Genomic DNA, 16,586 nt, shown 5'->3' with positions numbered 1-16,586 from the left:
GGCCGGTCCCCGAGCCCAGCGCGCCCGGGGCACCCTGCCCGCCCCGGGCGCGCTGTCACGCACCCGCCGCGCGACGCCGCGCCGAGCGAGCAACCGACACGTCGAGCGAGCAGTCCGCGGTTACTCGCTCGACGTGTCGGTTGCTCCGTGGGCGGGCGGGCAGCCGAGCCGACGCCGGGCGGCGGGCGCTGTCGGGGGCGTGTGGCACGATCGGGCGCGTGCCCGCCGTCCCGTCCCCCGCGCCGTCCGCGGGCGGGGCCGGCGAGCCCGCCGGGGACTGGCGCGCGGTGCTCGACGGGCTGCTCGCCTGGGGCGACTCCGCCCCCGCCCCGCGCTCCCGCCGCGCCGCGCTCCAGGTCGAGCTCCGCGAGCTCACCCCGCGCACCCGCGAGCGCTGGAACGGCCCCGTGTCCCGCACCGCCGTCGCCCGCCGCCCCGGCGAGCCCCCGGAGCCCGGCACCGCCGGCTACCGCCTCGGCGTCCGCCCGGTGACCCGCACCGACCGCGGCTGGACCCGCGGCAGCGTCACCTGGGCGAACATCCCGCACCTGCGCGCCCGCCTCGACCTGGACGCCGACCAGCACCGCTGGTTCTGCCAGGTGGGCGCCCTGCACCGCGCCGCCGAGCCCCCCGTCCCCGGGCAGGACGCCGCGTGGGTCTACCTCGACGAGTTCGTGAACCCGGTGCTCTGGGACCTGCTCGACCAGGCCCGGGACCTCGGCATCCCGCTGGTCGGCTCCGGCGCGGGCGCCGAGGTGCGCCGCGGGGGCGCGGTCCGGCTGGGCCTGGACGTCGCCCGCGGTCCCGGGGGCGTGCGGGTCGCGGCGCACCTCACCGTCGACGGCGAACCGTTCCCGGTCGAGCACGCGCACGCGATCGGCGACCACGGCGTGTACGTCGTCGACCCGGCCCACCCGCGCCGCGTGCTGCTGGCCCCGGCCGCCGAGCCGCTCGGCCCGCAGCAGCTCGCCCTGATCGGCCACGCCGCGGGTGGCCGCACCGTCGCGGACGCCCTGCGCGCGGGCGTCGTGGTGCCGGAGGACCAGGCCGGCCCGTTCCTGCGCGAGCAGCTGCCCGCCCTGCGCGCCGGCCTCGACGTCGCGAGCGCCGACGGCTCGGTCGTCGTCCCGCCGCCGGCCCCGCCGACGCTCGTGCTCACGGTCCGGCACCTGCCCGGGCGGGTCGTCGACCTGGCGTGGCGGTGGGACGGGCACGCGCGCTCGGGCCCGGCGCCGGACCCGCAGGACCTCGTGCCGGAGGACCTTGTGCCCGGGGGCTGGCCGGACGCCGGCGGCCACAGCCCCGACGGCCCCGACCCCGCCGACGGGCGGCCGCCGCTCCCCCCGCCCGCGACCCTCCGCGACGCCGACGCCGCCGACTACGTCACCGCGGCGCTCCCCCGCGTCGCCGCGCTCCCCGGCGTCCGCGTCGACACGATCGGCGCGGCCCCCGACTACCGGGTCCTGCACGACGCCCCGGTGCTCACCGTCACCGCGCAGCCCAGCGAGCGGACCGACTGGTTCGACCTCGGCGTCACGGTCACGATCGACGGCCGCACCGTGCCGTTCGGCCCGCTGTTCGCGGCGCTCGCGAAGGGCCGCCGGCGGTTGCGCCTGGTCGACCACACCTACCTGTCCCTCGACCACCCCGCGCTCGAGCCGCTGGCCGCGCTGGTCGCGGAGGCGCGCGAGCTCGCCGAGTGGGAGACCGGCCTGCGGGTCAGCCGGCACCAGACCAGCCTGTGGGCCGACCTCGCGGAGCTCGCGGACGAGGCCGAGCCGCCGGACGCCTGGCGCGGGCTGCTCGCCGAGGCCGCCGGCGACGCGCCCGCGCCCGTGCCCGCCCCCGCAGGGCTGCACGCGGAGCTGCGGCCGTACCAGGCCGAGGGCTTCGCGTGGCTGGCCTTCCTGTGGCGGCACCGGCTCGGCGGGATCCTGGCCGACGACATGGGCCTGGGCAAGACGCTGCAGACCCTGGCGCTGCTCCAGCACGTGGTCGAGCAGCGCAGCCCCCACGACGACGCGCGCCCGTTCCTCGTCGTCGCCCCGACCTCGGTCACCCCGAACTGGGTGGCGGAGGCCGCCCGGTTCACGCCCGGGCTGACGGTGCGGCGCGTCGAGGCGACCCAGGCGACGGGACCGGCGCCGCTCGCCGAGGTCGCGGCCGGCGCCGACGTCGTCGTCACCTCCTACGCCCTGCTCCGGCTGGACGCCGAGGCGTACCGCGCCGTCGGCTGGGCCGGGCTGGTGCTGGACGAGGCGCAGCAGGTCAAGAACCCCGCGTCCCGGGTGCACCGCGCGGCGAAGGACCTGGGCGCGCCGTTCGCCCTCGCCCTCACCGGCACGCCCGTCGAGAACTCGCTCACCGAGCTGCACGCCCTGCTCGACCTCGTCGCGCCCGGGCTGCTGCCGCCCGCCGCGACGTTCGCGCTGCAGTACGTCCGCCCGATCGAGGACGCGCACGCCGGCATCGCCACCGGGCCGGGCGCGGGCGACCTGCCCGAGTCCGCGGCGCGGCTGCGCGCCGGGCGGCTCGAGCGGCTGCGCCGGCGGATCCGTCCGTTCCTGCTGCGCCGCACCAAGGACCTGGTGGCCGCCGACCTCCCGGAGAAGCAGGAGCAGACCCTCACGGTCGCCCTGGACCCCGCGCACCGGGACGTCTACGACCGGTACCTGCAGCGCGAGCGGCAGAAGGTGCTCGGCCTCATCGACGACCTGGACCGGCAGCGGTTCATCGTCTACCGGTCGCTGACCCTGCTGCGGATGCTCGCGCTGGACGCCTCGCTGATCGACCCGGCGCTGGCGGGCACCCCGTCCGCCAAGCTCGACGCGCTGCTGGAGCAGCTGGACGACGTCGTCGCCGAGGGGCACCGCGCGCTGGTGTTCAGCCAGTTCACGTCCTACCTGTCGCGCGCGGCGGACCGCCTCGACGCCGCCGGCGTGCCGTACGTGTACCTGGACGGGTCCACGACCCGGCGCGGCGAGGTGGTCGACGAGTTCCGCACCGGCGACGCGCCGGTGTTCCTGCTCAGCCTCAAGGCGGGCGGTACCGGCCTCAACCTCACCGAGGCCGACTACGTCTTCCTGCTCGACCCGTGGTGGAACCCGGCCGCCGAGCAGCAGGCCGTCGACCGCGCGCACCGCATCGGGCAGGACCGGCCGGTGCTGGTCTACCGGCTCATCGCGGAGGACACGATCGAGGAGAAGGTCGTCGCGCTGCAGGCCCGCAAGGCCGCGCTCGTCGACGCGGTCCTGGACGACGGCGACCTGTTCTCGACGGCCCTCACCGCCGACGACCTGCGCGACCTCCTGGGCTGATCAGGCCGACGAGGGCGTCCGGCCGCCGCCGTCCGCGGCCACCAGCCCGAGGTAGTGCGCGAGCGCGTGGTCGACCTGTGCCATCGCATCGCGACCCAGGTAGTCGACCGGGTCGGCCGAGAGGTAGTCGACGTCGACCGTCCGGATCTGGTCGACGAGCACCCGGGTGGCGCGGCCGAGCACCTCGACCTCGGGTCGGGACAGGGCCGGCTGCGCGGCGGTCGACGTGGGCGCCACCGTGGCGACCGACCAGCTCAGGTCCGTCGGCGACAGGATCACGGCGTACCGGCGCCCGCCCTGCTCGTGCCCGCGCGGTGCGCCCAGGTCGACGCGGTGCACCGCCCCCCGGATCACCAGGCGTCCGGCTCGTCGGCGAGGACCTCGTCCCGCAGCCGGTCGGCGTCCCGGCGCATCTGCTCCAGCCAGCGCTCGTGGTCGAGGAGGCGCAGAGCGCGCCGGATGGTGTCCGTCGTGCTCTCACCCGCCGCGGCCGCGGCAGCGAGGATCCGCTCGTCCTCGGGACTCGGCCGGAATCCGATCGTGCGGGTCGCCATGCCCGACAGCCTACGCGGGTGTTGCACAGGTGTTCAACACGTTCCCCGCGCCGCGTCGCGGGCCCTGTGGTGGAGTGACCCCGTGCTCCACCGATCCGACGACCCCTGGCACGTCCGGCAGTCCCGCCTGGACCTGCACCACCCCGCGGCCGCCGCCTCCGTGCTGACGCTGTCGAACGGCTATCTCGGCGTGCGCGCCGTGCCCGAGCGCCCCGGCCACGGCCTGGGACCCGGCACCCTGCTCGCGACCGTCTACGAGGAGGTGCCGCACACCTACGCCGAGCGGGCGTACGCGTACCCCGCCGTCGACGAGGTGCTCGTGCCCGTCGTGGACGCCTGGGCGCTCGGCTGGTCCGTGGACGGCGACCCGCTCGACGCCGCCCCCGCCGACGCCACCCCGGCCCCCGCGTCCCACGACGACCGCGTCCTCGACCTGCGCCGCGGCGTCCTCGACCGCGAGCAGCGGCGCACGGCCCCGTCGACCGGCGCCGCGGTCGCGCTCAGCACGCGCCGGCTGGTGTCGCTGACCCGCCGCGGCGTCGTCGCGACCCGGTGGCGGGTGCGCGCCGAGGCCGACGTGACGCTGACCGCCCACCCCGTCCCGGGCTGCGGCCACGCGGGGGCGCCGCCCGCCCACGAGCCCGGCGTGCGCACGCTGACCTGCCGCCACGACCCGGAGGGCTCCGCGGTGCACCAGCGCGCGGAGCGGTCCGGCCGGGAGGTCGTGGTGCGCACCGCGCACGAGGTCTCCGCCGACGAGGGGGTCGACGCCCGCTGGTCGACCGACGACCCGCACGGCGCCGTGCTGACGGTCGACCTGCGGGCGGGGCAGGCGGTCGAGGTCGTCGTGATCGCCGCGTACGCGGGCGGGACGGACGCCGAGGCGCTGCACACGCAGGCCGACGCCGAGCTGCGCGCCGCGCGCGCGGCCGGCTGGTCCGGGCTGCGGCACGAGCAGGAGACCGAGCTCGCGGGCGTCTGGGCGCGCGGCGACGTGCTGGTCGAGGGCGACGACGAGCTGCAGCAGGCGGCCCGGTACGCGCTGCTCCAGGTCGTGCAGGCCTCGGCCCAGGCGGACGGCGCCGGGATCCGCGCGAAGGGCCTCGCCGGGACGGGCTACCACGGGCACACGTTCTGGGACTCGGAGTGCTTCGTCCTCCCGGTCCTCGACCACGTCCTGCCCCGCGCGGCGGCCGACCACCTGCGCTGGCGGCACGCCACCCTGCCGCAGGCCCGCGCCCGGGCCGTCGAGCTCGGGCTCCCGGGCGTGACCTTCCCGTGGCGGACGATCAGCGGGCGGGAGTGCTCCGGGTACTGGCCCGCCGGCACCGCCGCCTTCCACGTGAACGCGGGCGTCGGCATCGCCGCGGCCCGGCACGTCGCCGCGACCGGCGACGCCGTGTTCGACCGGGACGTCGCCGTCGACCTGCTCGTGCCCACCGCGCGGCTGTGGGCGGGCCGGGGCCACCACACGCCCGAGGGGTTCCGGATCGACGGGGTCACCGGCCCCGACGAGTACACCGCGGTCGTCGACAACAACACGTACACGAACCTCGTGGCGCGGGAGAACCTGCGGGCCGCCGCCGACGCGTGCGAGCGGCACCCCGACGTCGCGGCGCGACTCGGGGTCACCGCCACCGAGCGCGCCGAGTGGCGCCGGGCCGCCGACCGCATGATGGTGCCGTACTCGCAGGAGCTCGGGGTCACGGAGCAGCACGAGGGCTTCACGCGCCGGGCACCGTGGGACTTCGGCGCCCCGGCGAACACCCGGTACCCGCTGCAGGAGCACCACCCGTTCGTCGAGATCTACCGCCGTCAGGTCACCAAGCAGGCGGACCTGGTCCTCGCGCTGCACGTGGCCGCCGACGACATCCCCGTCGAGCAGAAGCGCCGCGACTTCGCCTACTACGAGGCGATCACCGTCCGGGACTCCTCGCTGTCCGCCCCGGCGCAGGCCGTCGTCGCCGCGGAGGTCGGCCACCCGGACCTCGCGTACGCCTACGCCCGGGAGTGCGCGCTCATCGACCTGTCCGACCTGCGCGCGTCGAGCGCGGAGGGCCTGCACGTCGCGGCGCTGGCGGGCGCGTGGACCGCGCTCGTCGTCGGGCTCGGCGGGCTGCGGCAGGTCGGCGACGCCGTGCACCTGACGCCGCGGCTCCCCCGCCGGCTCACCCGGATCGCGTTCACCGTGCTCCAGGCCGGCGCGCGGGTCGAGGTCGACGTGCGGCAGGACCTCGTCGCCTACCGGCTGCTCTCCGGCGAGGAGGCGCGCCTGACCCACCACGGCGACCCGGTGCACCTGACGACGGCGACCCCGGAGCAGGAGCGTCCGCAGCCGCCCGCCGAGCACCACCCGAGCCCGCCGCAGCCGCCGCACCGGCACCCGGTGTTCGACGAGACCTGACCGTCGAGGTCGCCGGTTCCGCCCACGGGCCCGGCGTGTCGCGCCGCGTGTCGGGACGCAACCGCCGACCTCGGCACCCGATGCGCCCGATGCGCCCGATGCGCCCGCTCAGCGCAGGTACGCCGCCGCGGCCGCCCGGACCGCCTCGCCCGTGCGCTCGAGCGCCGCGGTCCGCACGGTCCACTGCTGCCAGTGCAGCGTGACGTCGACGTGCCGGCCGGGGTCGAGGTCGACCAGCGTCCCGTCCGCCTCCCCCGCGCGGGCGTCCGCGTCGGGCAGCATCCCCCACCCGAGGCCGAGCCGGACCGCGAGCGTGAAGTCGGCCGACGCGGGCACGTGGTGCCGCGGCGGCAGCGCCGGGTCCGCGCCGCGCCCGCGCAGGTAGCGGTCCTGCAGGTCGTCCTTCCGGTCGAACACCACGAGCGGCGCGGCGGCGAGCGCGGCCGGCGTCGGGCCGTCCGGCAGCAGCGCGGCGGCCCGGTGCGCCGCGATCATCGGCCGGTACCGCAGCACCCCGAGCCGGTGCGACGTGCAGCCCTGCACCGGCCGCGCGGCCGTCGTGATCGCCGCGACCACCGCGCCCTCGCGGAGCAGGTCGGCGGAGTGGTCCTGGTCCTCGCGGTGCAGGTCGAAGACGATCTCGTCCGCGAGCGGGGCCAGCGCCGGCAGCACCCAGGTGCCGAGCGAGTCCGAGTTGACCGCGATGGGCAGCACCGGACGCCCCGACGTCGCCCCGGCCGTCACCGCCGCGTGGGCCTCGTCCGCCAGCGCGACCACCTGGCGCGCCAGCCGGAGGTACACCTCGCCGGCCGCGGTCACGCCGGCGGGCCGCGCGCGCCGCACGAGCACCTGGCCGACCGCGGTCTCCAGCGCCCGGATGCGCTGGCTCACCGCGGACTGCGTGAGGTGCAGCGCGACGGCGGCGTTCTCGAACGACCCCTCGTCGACGACGGCGAGCAGGGCGCGGAGCTGCGGGAGGTCGACCTCGGCCATGCGGGGACCCTACCGACCGCGGCCACCCCTCGTGACCGGTCCCAGCACCCCCTTCCCATCAGAGTTGCTGATGCGTCATCGCGAGCAGTCGTTGGACTGATGCGAGTCGCCGGCCCTAGCGTCGGCGCGTGCCCGCCTCCCTCGCCGCCGCCCTCACCGGGCTCGCCTTCGGCCTCTCGCTCATCGTCGCCATCGGGGCGCAGAACGCCTTCGTGCTGCGCACCGGCCTGCGCCGCGTCCACGTGCTGCCCGTCGTCGCCGTGTGCGCGCTGTCGGACGCCGCGCTGATCGCGGCCGGGGTCGGCGGGCTCGGGACGCTGGTCGACCGGCACCCGGTGGTCCTGACCGTGGCGCGGCTGGCCGGCGCGGCGTTCCTGCTCGGCTACGCGGTCGTCGCGGCGCGCCGGGCCCTGCGGCCGGGTGCCGCGCTGACCGCCGAGGACGCCGATGCCGCCGCGCCGGCCCGGGCGTGGCCCGTCGTGGCGACCTGCCTCGCGCTCACGTGGCTGAACCCGCACGTGTACCTGGACACGGTCGTGCTGCTCGGCTCGGTGGCCGGGACGCACGGCGAGGACCGGTGGTGGTTCGGCGGCGGGGCGGTGCTCGGCAGCCTGCTGTGGTTCGCGGGGCTCGGGTACGGGGCCCGGCTGCTGCGGCCGCTGTTCGCGCGGCCCGGGGCGTGGCGCGTGCTCGACGGGGTGATCGCGCTGGTGATGCTGGCGATCGCGGCGAGCCTGCTGCTGGGGCTGTGAGGCGCGCGGCCCGCGCTCAGGCCCCGACGGTCGCCGCGGCCCGGCGCCGGCGCACGAGCGCCGTCACGCCGTAGATGCCCACCACGACCGCGACCAGCCCCGCCGTCGACAGCAGCTGCCCCCGCGCCGACCCGTCCGCGAGCATGAGCACCACGAGGCCGGCCAGCGCGGCGAGCGTCGCCCAGGTCAGCCACGGGTAGCCCCACATCCGCAGCGGCAGCCGCTCGCCCCGGTCGCGGGCCTCCGCCTCGAGCCGCGGCCGCAGCCGCAGCTGCGCCACCGCGACGAGCACCCAGACGACCAGCAGCGCCGCGCCGACCGCGTTGAGCAGGATGCCGAGCAGCGTGTCCGGCAGCGCCCAGTTCAGCGCGACGGCCACCACGCCGAACGCCACCGACACCAGCACCGCGACCCACGGCACGTCGCGCCCGGACACCCGGCGCAGCACCGCGGGCCCGTCGCCGCGCCCGGCGAGCGAGTACGCCATCCGGGACGTCGCGTACACGTTCGCGTTGAACGCCGACAGCAGGGCGACGACGACCACCGCCTCCATCAGCCGCGCGGCGCCGGGCAGCCCGGCGACGTCGAGGACCGCGACGAACGGCCCCTCCTGGAGCACGGGGGCGTCCCACGGCAGGACCAGCACCATGATCGCGACCGAGCCCACGTAGAACAGCAGGATCCGCCACACGATGGTCCGGGTCGCGCGGCCGACCGCGCGCTGCGGGTCCCGCGCCTCGGCGGCGGCGATCGTGACGATCTCGATGCCGCCGAACGCGAACACCACGACCAGCAGCCCCGCCGCCACCCCGCCCACGCCCTCCGGCGCGAAGCCGCCGTGGCCGAGCAGGTTCGTGGTGCCGACCGGGTCGGTGCCGGGCAGCAGGCCCAGCACGAGCAGCACGCCGAGCACCAGGAACACCACGATCGCGGCGACCTTGATCAGCGCGAACCAGAACTCGAGCTCGCCGAACTTGCGGACCCCCGCCAGGTTGGCGCCCGCGAACACGGCGACCACGACGAGCGCGACCACCCACTGCGGCACGCCCGGGAGCCAGCCGGTGACGATCCGGGAGACGCCCGTGACCTCGGCGCCGAGCACCATGATCAGCGTGAACCAGTAGACCCAGCCGAGCGTGAACCCGGCCCACCGGCCGAGCGCGCGCTCCGCGTACACGGAGAACGAGCCGCTGGCCGGGAGGGCCGAGGCCATCTCCGCCAGCATCCGCATGACGAGGACGACCAGCACCCCGGCGACCGCGTAGGACACCAGCACCGCGGGGCCGGCCGTGGCGATGCCGACGCCGCTGCCGAGGAACAGCCCGGCGCCGATGGCTGAGCCGAGCCCCATCATCGTGAGGTGCCGGGTGCGCAGCCCGTGGCCGAGGTGGTCGCCGGCGGGCTGCTCGGGGCTTGCCGGCGCGGCGGCGGGGGCGACGGTGGACGGGGCGGGCGTGGCGCGGGGCATGCGACTTCCTGGTGCGGGGGGGGCGGCCGCGGTGGTCGCGGCCGCCGACCACCGTAGCGGCCCCGCGCGGGCCCTACTTCCCGGGGCGCTCCCGCGAGCGCCGCCACCGGCCGAGCCGCTCGTCGAACCGCCGGTCGACGCGCCGGTCGACCTGCCGGGAGAGCTGGCGGGACACCTGCTCGTCGATCTGGGCGCGCAGCTGCCGCCGCTCGGCGCGGAGGAACGCGGTGTGCTCGGCGTGCAGGGACCGGGACGTCGAGACGACCATGCCGATCATCACGACGCTGAACGGCAGGGCGATGAGGATCGCGGCCGTCTGGAGCGCGGTCAGTCCGCCGGCGAGCAGCAGCGCGATCGCGAGCACGCCGCCCAGCGCCGCCCACACGACGCGGAGCGGGGTGCGGGGGTGCGGGTCGCCGCCGGCCGCGAGCATCGAGACGACGAGGGCGCCCGAGTCCGCGGACGTGATGAAGAACAGCGCCACCAGGATGATCGCGCCGATCGACAGCACCGCGCCGCCCGGCAGGCCGGCCAGCAGGTCGAACAGCGCGTTCTCCGGGACGACCTCGCCGTCCGGGCCGACCAGGCCGCCCTGCCCGAACAGCTCGCGGTGCAGCGCGGACCCGCCGAGGACCGAGAACCACAGGAAGCACACGATCGTCGGGACGAGCAGCACGCCGCCGACGAACTGCCGGACGGTCCGGCCGCGCGAGATCCGGGCGATGAACACGCCGACGAACGGGGACCAGGAGATCCACCAGCCCCAGTAGAACGTCGTCCAGGACGCCTGCCACGCCTCGCCCTCGGCCCCGGCGTACGCCGAGACGTTGAACATCAGCGGGACCACCTGCGCGAGGTACGTCCCGATCGACTGCACGAACTCGCGCAGCAGGAACAGCGTCGGGCCGAGCACCAGCACGAGCACGAGCAGCACGCCCGCCATCGAGACGTTGATGTTCGACAGCCACTTGAGCCCCTTGTCGAGGCCCGACACCACCGACAGCGTGGCGACCGCGGTGATCGCGATGATGAGGACGACCTGCAGCGTCGTCGAGCTCGTCGCGATCCCCGTGTGCTCGAGGCCGGCGGTGATCTGCAGCACGCCCAGGCCGAGCGAGGTCGCGACCCCGAACACGGTGCCCACGACGGCGGTGACGTCGACCGCGTCCCCCAGCCGGCCGCGCACCCGGTCGCCGAGCAGCGGCTCCAGCGCCCAGCGGATCGACACCGGGCGGCCCTTGCGGTGCACCGTGTACGCGATCGACAGGCCGACGACCACGTAGATCGCCCACGCGCTCAGGCCCCAGTGCAGGTAGGTCTGCGACATCGCCTGCTGCGCGAGCTGCTCGGGCGTCCCGGTCACGCCGGGCTTCGGGTCGGCGTAGTGGCTCAGCGGCTCGGCGACGCCCCAGAACACCAGGCCGATGCCCATGCCGGTCGCGAACAGCATCGCGAACCAGGAGCCGAGCGGGTACTCGGGCTCGTCGTCGTCCTTGCCGAGGGTGATGTCGCCCCACCGGCCGACACCGAGCCAGATGGCGAACGCCACGAACCCGGCGACCAGCGCCACGTAGTACCAGCCGAAGGCGCTCACCACGTTCGTCTGCACCGAGCCGATCACGTCGTTCGCCGTGTCCGGGAACAGGATCGTGAAGCCGGAGACCGCCGCCACGACGGCGACGGACCCCCAGAACACGGCGCGGGACGTGCCCCACGGGCCGCGGCCGCTCCCGGGTCGGGGCGCCCGCGCGTCGGGCTCGGTGTCGGTCGTCGATGTCGCCACGGGGGTCCTCTTCGGTCGGCGGCAGGGCGGCGACCACCCTAGCCAGGGAGGTCACCACCCACCACAGGATCGACCCGACCCTCGCGCGGCGCTCGCCGAGGTCCGCTCGCCGTGCGCGTCCGGGTGCCCGGACCTAGCGTGACCGCCATGACCGAGCAGACCCCGGACCCCAGCACCGACGCCACGAAGGACCCCGCGGACTGGGTCACCGGCGACGAGCCGATGACCGGCCCGCAGGACTCCTACCTGCACACCCTCGCGCGGGAGGCCGGCGAGGAGGTCCCGGAGGACCTGACCAAGGCCCAGGCGTCCGAGATGATCGACCGGCTCCAGGGCGAGACCGGGCGCGGCGCGAGCTGACCCCGCGCGGGCTCAGTCGTCCTCGGGCTCGCGCAGCACCGGCCACGCCCCGTCCGACGTGTTCGCGATCACGGTGACCGTGACCCCCGTCGCCGGGTCGTGCCGGGTGCGCGCGGAGACGCCCGCGTCGTAGCCCTCCAGCACCAGGTCGTCGGAGTCGAGGCCCAGCCAGAACCCGCGCCCGTAGCGCATCTCCTCGTCCTCGACGACGTGCCACGGCTCGGTCAGCCGGGCCACGGTCGCGGCGGGCACGATGCGACCGGCGGTCAGCGCGCGCCAGAACGCGGCCAGGTCCGCCGCCGTCGTGGCGAGCCCGCCGTCGCCGCTCCCCCGCACCGGCAGGTGCAGCACGTTGGTACGCGGGCCGTCCTCGTCGAGGTAGCCGACGGCGAGGTCCGCCGCGGGCTCGTCCGACCGCGGGAAGCCCGTGCGGCTCATCCCGGCCGGGCCGAGGACCCGCTCGGCGACGAGGTCCGCGAACGGCGCGCCCGCGACCCGCTGCGCGACGAGCGCCAGCAGCACGTATCCGGAGTTGTTGTACGCGAACTCCACGCCCGGCTCCGACACCTGCGCGTGCGGCGCGAGCATCGGCAGGTACGCCTCGGTGTCGTCCAGCACGTGCGGCGGCAGCGTCAGCACGTAGTCGGTGATCGAGCCGTCGCCGTTCTCGTCCAGGTAGTCGCCGATCCCGGACGTGTGGCCCAGCAGGTGGTCGACGGTCACCCGGTCGTCGACGAGCGGCAGGTCCGCGCCGAGCACCGGGCGCACCGGGTCGTCCCAGCCGAGCCGGCCCTCCTCGACCAGCGAGGCGATCGTCAGGGCGGTGAAGCCCTTCGCGACGCTCGCGACGCCGAACCGGTGGTCGGGCGTGGCGGGCACCCGGCGCGCGCGGTCCGCGCAGCCGTACGCCCGGGCGAACAGCACCTCCTCGGCGCGGGAGACGTGCACGACGCCGCTGAGGCCCGAGGCCTCGGCTCGGGCGTGCAGGGCGGGTCCGAGGTCCTCGGGGGCGGTCGTCGGGCTGCGGTGCTCGGCGGTCGTCATGCGGCGACGCTACGGCGCCCCCCGCCGGTCGGCCAGCAGATTTCCGCCGCGCGGCTCCCCGCCGTCACCAGCCCCAGGACGAGTCCGGGTGCTGCTCCGGGCAGGCGTCGGCGCCGTCCGGCAGCTTCTCGAAGTGCCACACCTCGTTGGCGTACGTCTGGCACAGCCCGAAGTCGACCCCGTGCTGCGCGAGCCAGTACGCCCCCTCGGTCGGGCCGACGTCGACCGCCAGGCCCTGCACGTGCGCGGACGACTCCGGCGGCAGCACCCAGCGGTACGCCTCCGGGACGCCGTGCTTCGCGACGGCGTCGTCGACGAGGCGCTGCTGCTCCTCCGGCGTGCGCCTCCCCGAGGTGACGCGCAGCTCGACACCCGCGGCGTCGGCGGCCGCGCGGGCGTCCCGGAACCGGGCGGCGAGGTCGGCGTCGACGCCGTCGAGGCCGTCCGCGAGCGGCGGGGCGTCGGGCCCCGCGCCGTCTCCGGATGCGCCGATCGGCTCCTGCGACGCGGGGTCGGCCGTCGAGACCGGCACCGCGGGCAGCGCACGCGACCCGTCGCCGGGACCACCGGCTGCCGAGCAGCCCGCGAGGGCGAGGGCCGCGACCGCCACCGTCCCCGCCAGGACGGCCGGCCGGCGCGCGGTGCGCGGTCGGGGACGCGGGTGGTCGTGCCGGGAGCGGTCGTGTCGGGGCATGCACCGACCCTCGCCCCCGGGACGGTCCGCGCGCGTCGCCCCGGGGGCCGACCGCGCCCGCGCGCCCGTCCGACCCGGGTCGGACGGGCGCCTGGTCCCCTCGTCCGACCCGGCACCGACCGCCGCGCCCACGCTCTCCGGCGCGACCCACGCCGACCGGCTGTGGCGGGGCCGGAAGGCGTAGGCGTCCCGTCAGCCGCGCACGCGCGTCGCCCAGAACGCCACCGCGCCCGCCGCCGCCACGTTCAGCGAGTCCACGCCTCCGGCCATCGGGATCCGCACCGTGAGGTCGGCCGCCGCGATCGTCGCCGGCTTCAGCCCGTCGCCCTCCGCGCCGAGCACCAGCGCCAGCCGCTCCGGCGGGTCCGCCTCGAGCGCGTCCAGGCTCACCGAGTCGTCGGACAGCGCCAGCGCCGCCGTCACGAACCCGGCGCCGCGCAGCACGTCGATCCCGCCGGGCCACGGGTCCACCCGGGTCCACGGCACCTGGAACACCGTGCCCATCGAGACCCGGACCGACCGCCGGTACAGGGGGTCGGCGCAGCGCGGCGTCACCAGCACCGCGTCCACGCCGATGGCCGCCGCGGAGCGGAACGCCGCGCCGACGTTCGTGTGGTCGACCACGTCCTCCAGCACGGCGACCCGGCGCGCCCCGGCGATGACCTCCGCGACCGGCGGCAGCGGCGGGCGGTGCATCGCGGCGAGCGCCCCGCGGTGCACGTGGAAGCCGGTGATGGCCTCCAGCACCGCGGGGTCCGCGACGTACACGCGCACGGGCTCGCCGTCGGGGTCGCGCGCCTCCAGCATCGCCGTCAGGTCCGGCAGCCAGCGCGGCGACACCAGCACCGACCGCGGCCGGTGCCCCGCCGCCAGCGCGCGCCCGAGCACCGTCGAGCTCTCCGCGATGTACAGGCCCTTCTCGGGCTCGTGCCGCGACCGGAGCGCGACGTCGGTGAGCGCGACGTAGTCGGCGAGCCGCTCGTCGTCGGGGTCGGTCAGGTGGACGATGTCGAGCGCGGGCACGCCCGCCATCATCCCACCGGGGTCAGGCCAGGAACTCCAGCGCTGCGGCGACGAGCAGCCGGCGGCCCGCGGCGATCGTCGGCTCGTCGAGCGGGGCGAACTGGGCGGTGTGGTTCCCGGGCACGGCCGCGGAGAAGCCCGAGACGTAGCCGTCGGGGAACAGCGCGGGGTCCATGCCGCCCCAGAACCAGAACGCGTACGGCACCGGGTCGCCCTCGTACCGGCCCTTCGGCAGGCCGTACTCGGAGAAGTCCTCGGAGCCCATCAGCGGCTCGGCGGTCCGCACGGCACCCTCGGGCATGACGGCCCGCTGGGCGGCCATGACGCGGTCCACGACCTCGGCGGTGTTCACCGTGGCCGGCGGGTTCTCCCGCATCGTGATCGTCGGCGGCTCGGGGCAGCCCGCCGCCTGCGCCTCGGCGCCGACGATGCGCTCGACCGCGGCGACGGCCCGCGCCATCGAGGCGTCCGACCGTGCCCGCAGGTTCACCGTGAACGTCGCGGTGTCCGGGATGATGTTCGACTTCGTGCCGGCGTGGAACGTGCCGACCGTGACGACCAGCGGGTCCTCGGGCGACGTCTCGCGGGCGGCGATCGTCTGCAGCCGGGTGATCGCGTACGCCGCGGTGAGGATCGGGTCGACCGTGACGAACGGGCGGGAGCCGTGGCCGCCGCGGCCGTGGATCGTCACGTCGAGGGTCGCCGCGGCCGCCATGAGCAGCCCGCGGGAGTGGTTCGCCACCCCGGCCGGCAGCGGCCCGACGTGCTGGCCGAGCGCCACGTCCGGCTTGGGGAACCGCGTGAACAGGCCGTCCGCGAGCATCGCGCTCGCCCCGGTCGCGGTCTCCTCGGCGGGCTGGCCGACCACGAGCAGCGTGCCGGACCACGCGTCGCGCGCGCCGGCGAGCGCGTCCACCGCGGCCGCGAGCGCCGTGACGTGCATGTCGTGGCCGCAGGCGTGCATCGTGGCGACGGTCTCCCCCGCGGGGTTCACGTCGGTGTGCCGGCTCTGGTACTCCAGGCCGGTCTCCTCCAGGACGGGCAGGCCGTCCATGTCGGCGCGGAGCATCACGACCGGCCCGTCGCCGTTGCGCAGCACGCCGACCACGCCCGTCCCGCCGACGCCCTCCGTGACCTCGAGGCCGGACGCGCGCAGCTCGGCCGCGAGCGCCGCGGCGGTGCGGTGCTCCCGCCCGGACAGCTCGGGGTGCGCGTGCAGGTCGCGGTACAGGTCCCGCCAGTGCGCGTCGCGGGTGCCCGCGGTGTCCAGCACCCGGGCGGCGCGGGTCGGGTCGGCGGTCGGGGCGGTGTCCAGGGCCATGCGGCGGGTCCCTCCGGGGTGGGTCGGCGTTCCTCGCCGCACGCTACCCCGCGCGGGTGAGCCGGGCGGGACGTCGGTGTGCCCGGCCGCGCGACGGACCTGCTCCCACCTGCGCCGCGGCACGGGACCCCTTGCCGCGCCCACCTCCCGGGGGCCACGATCGGCCTCATGCGGTACGGGGTCCTGGGGCCTGTGGAGCTCGTGACCGCGGAGGGGGCAGAGCCAGTCCGCGGCTCCCGTCAGCGCGCCCTGCTGGCGGTGCTGCTGGCGCACCGGGGCGCCCTGGTCCCCCGGGAGCGCCTGATCGCCGCGCTGTGGCCGGCGGGTCCCCCGCCCAGCGCCGAGCACACGCTGCACAGCCACGCGTCGCGGATCCGCGCCCTGGTGGGCGCCGACCTGCGCGCGGTCCCGGGCGGCTACCGGCTCGACCCGCAGGACCTCGACGCCGACCGGTTCGACCGCGCCGTCCGCGCCGTGACCCGGGGCGCCGCCGCCCGCGGCTGGCCGGACGCCGGCCGCGCGGCGACCGGGCCCGCCGCCGAGGTGCTCGCCGAGGCCCTCGCCCTGTGGCGCGGACCGGCGTTCGGCACCGAGGCCGACCTGCCGGAGGTGCAGGCCGAGGCCGAGCGCCTCGAGACCGCGCGCCGGAGCGCGCACGAGGCGCTCGCCCGCGCGCTGATCGGCACCGACCCGGAGCGCGCCGCGGAGGCGGCCGAGCGGGCGCTCGACGGCGACCCGTACCGCGAGGGGGCGTGGGCGCTGCTGGTGCGGGCCCGCACCGCCGAGGGCCGCCCGGGCGAGGCCGTGCTGGCGTACCTGCGGGCGGCCGCGGCGCTCGACGAGATCGGGCTGCTGCCCTCGCACGACCTCCGG

14 protein-coding genes are annotated in these 16,586 nt (G+C 76.9%); 5 read left to right on the top strand and 9 right to left on the bottom strand.

All coding sequences use genetic code 11. The features are described 5' to 3' along the window. Positions 1-218: 218 nt before the first annotated feature. Complete coding sequence (locus tag J5O08_RS21635) at positions 219-3,317, top strand: DEAD/DEAH box helicase (protein ID WP_218707021.1); 3,099 nt, start codon at positions 219-221, stop codon at positions 3,315-3,317. Here J5O08_RS21635 and J5O08_RS11555 read toward each other — a convergent pair whose 3' ends face one another. Beyond that, complete coding sequence (locus J5O08_RS11555) at positions 3,318-3,671, bottom strand: type II toxin-antitoxin system PemK/MazF family toxin (RefSeq protein WP_308160991.1); 354 nt, start codon at positions 3,669-3,671, stop codon at positions 3,318-3,320. Next, positions 3,668-3,871, bottom strand: coding sequence for a hypothetical protein (locus J5O08_RS11550; RefSeq protein ID WP_217615423.1), 204 nt, complete (start codon positions 3,869-3,871; stop codon positions 3,668-3,670). The genes J5O08_RS11555 and J5O08_RS11550 overlap by 4 nt, the downstream gene beginning before the upstream one ends. A gap of 82 nt (positions 3,872-3,953) precedes the next feature. Here J5O08_RS11550 and J5O08_RS11545 point away from each other — a divergent pair, with 82 nt between their 5' ends. After that, positions 3,954-6,275 (top strand): glycoside hydrolase family 65 protein, encoded by a 2,322-nt coding sequence (locus J5O08_RS11545; protein WP_218707019.1) that lies wholly within the window; start codon positions 3,954-3,956, stop codon positions 6,273-6,275. A gap of 108 nt (positions 6,276-6,383) precedes the next feature. Here the strand turns inward: J5O08_RS11545 and J5O08_RS11540 are convergent, their stop codons facing one another. Further along, positions 6,384-7,268, bottom strand: coding sequence for an ArgP/LysG family DNA-binding transcriptional regulator (locus J5O08_RS11540; RefSeq protein WP_218707018.1), 885 nt, complete (start codon positions 7,266-7,268; stop codon positions 6,384-6,386). Between the two features lie 128 nt (positions 7,269-7,396). Here J5O08_RS11540 and J5O08_RS11535 point away from each other — a divergent pair, with 128 nt between their 5' ends. After that, on the top strand, positions 7,397-8,020 hold the full coding sequence (locus tag J5O08_RS11535) for a LysE/ArgO family amino acid transporter (protein WP_218707017.1): 624 nt from the start codon (positions 7,397-7,399) through the stop codon (positions 8,018-8,020). A 16-nt stretch (positions 8,021-8,036) separates the two neighbouring features. On the opposite strand, the gene J5O08_RS11530 is transcribed toward J5O08_RS11535, so the two are convergent. Together J5O08_RS11530 and J5O08_RS11525 are read right to left on the bottom strand one after the other, a co-directional pair. Next, positions 8,037-9,488, bottom strand: coding sequence for an amino acid permease (locus J5O08_RS11530; RefSeq protein ID WP_218707016.1), 1,452 nt, complete (start codon positions 9,486-9,488; stop codon positions 8,037-8,039). Positions 9,489-9,561: 73 nt separating this feature from the next. Continuing rightward, complete coding sequence (locus tag J5O08_RS11525) at positions 9,562-11,271, bottom strand: BCCT family transporter (RefSeq protein ID WP_374225974.1); 1,710 nt, start codon at positions 11,269-11,271, stop codon at positions 9,562-9,564. 147 nt (positions 11,272-11,418) lie between these two features. On the opposite strand from J5O08_RS11525, the gene J5O08_RS11520 reads away from it, so the two are divergent. After that, positions 11,419-11,631, top strand: coding sequence for a DUF3072 domain-containing protein (locus tag J5O08_RS11520; protein ID WP_147796517.1), 213 nt, complete (start codon positions 11,419-11,421; stop codon positions 11,629-11,631). A gap of 12 nt (positions 11,632-11,643) precedes the next feature. Here the strand turns inward: J5O08_RS11520 and J5O08_RS11515 are convergent, their stop codons facing one another. From J5O08_RS11515 to J5O08_RS11500, 4 genes are all read right to left on the bottom strand, one after another. Continuing rightward, entirely contained in the window at positions 11,644-12,675 is a 1,032-nt protein-coding gene (locus J5O08_RS11515) for a serine hydrolase (RefSeq protein WP_218707015.1), read from the bottom strand. A gap of 64 nt (positions 12,676-12,739) precedes the next feature. After that, positions 12,740-13,369: a M15 family metallopeptidase gene (locus tag J5O08_RS11510; protein ID WP_218707014.1), complete on the bottom strand. Its 630-nt coding sequence runs from the start codon at positions 13,367-13,369 to the stop codon at positions 12,740-12,742. A 192-nt stretch (positions 13,370-13,561) separates the two neighbouring features. After that, positions 13,562-14,401 carry an RNA methyltransferase gene (locus J5O08_RS11505; RefSeq protein WP_218707013.1) on the bottom strand — a complete coding sequence of 280 codons (840 nt, stop codon included), beginning with the start codon at positions 14,399-14,401 and terminating at the stop codon, positions 13,562-13,564. 13 nt (positions 14,402-14,414) lie between these two features. After that, the gene (locus J5O08_RS11500; RefSeq protein ID WP_218707012.1) at positions 14,415-15,713 is read right to left on the bottom strand and encodes an amidohydrolase; all 1,299 of its coding nucleotides are present in this window, start codon (positions 15,711-15,713) and stop codon (positions 14,415-14,417) included. Between the two features lie 168 nt (positions 15,714-15,881). Between J5O08_RS11500 and J5O08_RS11495 the strand changes: the two genes are divergently transcribed. Next, on the top strand, positions 15,882-16,586 hold a 705-nt coding region (locus tag J5O08_RS11495; protein WP_218707011.1), incomplete at its 3' end, for a BTAD domain-containing putative transcriptional regulator.

Source organism: Cellulomonas sp. PS-H5, assembly GCF_019265565.1.
In the GTDB taxonomy this organism is placed as follows: domain Bacteria; phylum Actinomycetota; class Actinomycetes; order Actinomycetales; family Cellulomonadaceae; genus Cellulomonas.
This window is presented reverse-complemented; position numbering and strand designations above follow the sequence as displayed.